Annotated in this window: 3 protein-coding genes and 1 pseudogene; 1 reads left to right on the forward strand and 3 read right to left on the reverse strand. The window is 56.8% G+C overall.

Going from position 1 to position 3,425, the window contains the following annotated elements:
* The 3 genes and pseudogenes from WBM93_RS05035 to WBM93_RS05045 all read right to left on the reverse strand — a co-directional run.
* A pseudogene (locus WBM93_RS05035) lies at positions 1-244 on the reverse strand (hypothetical protein); the annotation flags it as partial.
* 21 nt (positions 245-265) lie between these two features.
* Positions 266-457 (reverse strand): helix-turn-helix transcriptional regulator, encoded by a 192-nt coding sequence (locus WBM93_RS05040; protein WP_424429013.1) that lies wholly within the window; start codon positions 455-457, stop codon positions 266-268.
* A complete protein-coding gene (locus tag WBM93_RS05045) occupies positions 454-1,062 on the reverse strand; it encodes a hypothetical protein (RefSeq protein WP_424429016.1) in 609 nt (202 codons plus the stop codon). The genes WBM93_RS05040 and WBM93_RS05045 overlap by 4 nt, the downstream gene beginning before the upstream one ends.
* A gap of 406 nt (positions 1,063-1,468) precedes the next feature.
* Between WBM93_RS05045 and thrS the strand changes: the two genes are divergently transcribed.
* Positions 1,469-3,425 (forward strand): threonine--tRNA ligase (gene thrS, locus WBM93_RS05050; RefSeq protein WP_424429019.1); only part of this gene is annotated, 1,957 nt, incomplete at its 3' end.

Below are 3,425 nucleotides of genomic sequence, written 5' to 3' on the forward strand. Positions count from 1 at the left end.
CGCGCGGCGTGGATAGTCCGGGAATCAGCAGCACATCCGGCCCTTCGCCTTCGATATAAACGGTAAAATAATCGGCACCGACCATCTGCGAGCCATCAGCAAAATCGCGAATTTCGCCTTCGCCAAGACTATCGGTCAGAATCTCTTTTCCTGCCATCCCGGCAGCATCCGATTGGGCAGAAGCTGGCGTCTGTACGCTAACGCAAAGTCCGACAAGCGCGGCGATTATGAGCGGATTTTTCATATTGTGATCCTATTTGAAAACTCAGGCCCTGAGAAATACTTCTTCGATCGGCATTTCGAACAGATCGGCAATCTTGAAAGCGAGCGGCAGCGAAGGGTCATATTTGCCGGTTTCGATCGCATTGACGCTTTGCCGGGACACCTTGAGCCGTTCGGCCAGGTCTGCCTGTGACCAGTCGCGCTCGGCGCGCAGAACCTTTAGACGGTTTTTCATCCCCGCCTCCACTGAAACAGGGCCGCCACGCCCAAGCCGAGACACCAGATGACAAAGGCATAATAGGCCGGCACGTGCGGCACGAGATCATATTGTTCCAGAAAGCCGTAAACCGTGACGATCACCATCATGAACCCGGTCGCCATCAGAAATTTTTGCGTTTCGCGCATCCGGACATATTCGTCCTCTTCTTCCAGCAAGTAGCGCCCGATCGCCCAGATGAACCCGAGCGCTCCGGCGGCTGGCACCAGCGCCACACCGACCGCAGCAACACCACTCAAGGTATAACGATCAAACAGGAATTCCGCCAGAAACACACCGCCGATATAGACGATTGTAACCAACATCATCCGTTTCAGATAGCGCGACGAGGCCTTGGTGCCGGCCGCATTAACTTCCATCAATCGCATCATCGACCAGCCGGCAGCGAGCAACAGAATCACATTGAATATGGCGATTGAGCCCCGCAGCCAAAGCGCCGGGTCCTGGGTCACAACAAATGCGACTGAAAGCGCGAGAGACAATATCGCGGCCGCGCCCAATCGTTTCAGCCACCCGCTCCAGATTGCGGCCTGGCTTTCCCGTTTCTCTCCATGCGCCATCATTGCCTCCATCCGGTCAGGACGAAAAGTTTACAGCCCCGAGCCGGGTCACAGTCGCTCACATCGCCCCCAGTAACAGGATGGCGAGCGCCGCCCACATCGCGATATTTTCATTGGGCGTCATTGTCCGGCCTAAACAACGTTTCGGTTTCATGATCATTCTCCATCAAGCAACATAGACATTATGTCGTGTTTCCTTGACTTATATCGTCGATTCGCAATCAAATGTCAAGCACGCTTTCCATATTGTCCAGCAGCCCTTCCCTTTGCAGTGAAAGGGTATGAAGAGAAGCGATAGCGAGACAGTTGACTTGATGGGGTCATAGACTAAGGCATCTGAAGCCTGACGGCGCTGTTTTCAGCGCTTCATTGGCCCCAACTTTGACAAACTTTGGAATGACCAGCGCCGATGACCGAGATGATCAAAATCACCCTTCCTGACGGCAGCACGCGCGAAGTGGCATCGGGCACTACGCCCGCACAGATCGCTGCTGATATCGGCCCCGGCCTGGCCAAAGCCGCTCTTGCTGCGCGGATCGACGGCGAAATTCGCGATATCATGCTGCCGCTCGAACAAGACACCGCGCTGGCCCTGATCACATCACGCGACGAAACCGAGGCGCTGGAACTGGCGCGGCATGACTTTGCCCATGTGCTGGCAGAAGCGGTGCAGAACCTGTTCCCGGGCACGCAGATCACTTTTGGTCCGTCGACCGATGACGGCTTCTATTATGACTTCGCCCCTGCCGGCGATCCGTTCACCGACGAAGATCTGCCCGGGATTGAAGAGGAAATGAAGCGGATCATCGCCGCCGACAAGCCGCTGCGCCGTGAAGTCTGGGAGCGCGATGATCTGATCGCGCGTTGGCAGATAGACGGCGAATCTTTCAAGGCCGAATGGGCGGCTGAACTGCCCGAGGGCGACGAGATAACGGTTTACTGGTCGGGTGACGACTGGATGGACATGTGCCGCGGCCCGCATCTTGCTTCGACCGGCAAGCTCGATCCCAAGGCGTTCAAACTGATGCGGGTATCGGGCGCCTATTGGCGCGGCGACCAGCGCAATCCGCAATTGTCGCGAATTTACGGTACCGGCTGGCTCAACAAAAAGCAGCTGGCCGCGCATCTGCTGCGGCTCGAGGAAGCGGCCAAACGGGACCACCGCAAACTGGGCGCAGAAATGGACCTGTTCCACTTCCAGCATGAAGCGCAGGGATCCTGCTTCTGGCATCCCAAGGGCTATTTCATCTGGCGCGAACTGGAACGCTATATGCGCAGCCAGCTCGATGCCGCCGGATATGAAGAGATCAAGACACCCCAGCTGATGGACGTCAACCAGTGGGAGAAATCTGGCCACTGGGGCAAATATTCCGAGAATATGTTCGCCGTCCCGGATGAGGTTCCTGATGCCGAGGGCGACGGGCCGGTCATTACCGGCACCGCGGGCATGATGGCAATGAAGCCGATGAACTGTCCTGCCCATGTGCTGGTGTTCAAACAGGGTATCAAAAGCTATCGCGACCTGCCGATCCGGATGGCGGAATTTGGCTGCTGTCATCGCAACGAACCCCATGGCGCATTGCACGGACTGCTCCGCGTCCGGCAATTTACCCAGGACGATGCCCATATATTCTGCCGCGAAGACCAGTTGATCGAAGAAATCGTGGCTTTTTGCGACTTGCTCGATGCGATCTATCGCGACCTTGGATTCGCCGATTACCAGATCAAGCTCGCGCTCCGCCCCGACGAGCGGTTCGGAACCGACGAAGAGTGGAACAAATCCGAACAGATCCTGCGTGAGGCAGTTGTCAAATCCGGCCGCGCAACGGAAGAGTATGGCTGGGAAGAACTACCCGGCGAAGGGGCATTTTATGCGCCCAAGCTCGAATTTCATCTGACCGATGCGATTGGCCGGACGTGGCAAGTTGGCACGATACAGGCGGACACGGTGCTACCAGAGCGTCTTGATGCCAGCTATATCGGTGAAGATGGCAACCGTCACCGGCCGGTCATGTTACACAGGGCCATATTGGGCACGTTTGAGCGGTTTATCGGCATTCTCATCGAACATTATGCCGGTAAGCTGCCACTCTGGCTGGCGCCGACCCAGGCCGTGGTCGCGACGATCGTGACCGACGCCAATCCCTACGCCGAGCAAGTGGTTGAAAAACTGAAAGCCGCCGGCCTCCGTGTCGAAGCCGATCTCCGCAACGAAAAGATCAATTATAAAGTGCGCGAACATTCCGTGGGCAAAGTGCCCAATATCCTTGTCGTTGGCATGCGCGAAGCCGAAGAAGGCAAGGTTGCCCTGCGGCGTCTCGGCCAGAAGGAACAGGAATTCCTGACGCTCGACGAGGTCGTGGCCA

The organism is Parasphingorhabdus sp. (genome assembly GCF_049667325.1).
In the GTDB taxonomy this organism is placed as follows: Bacteria; Pseudomonadota; Alphaproteobacteria; order Sphingomonadales; family Sphingomonadaceae; genus Parasphingorhabdus.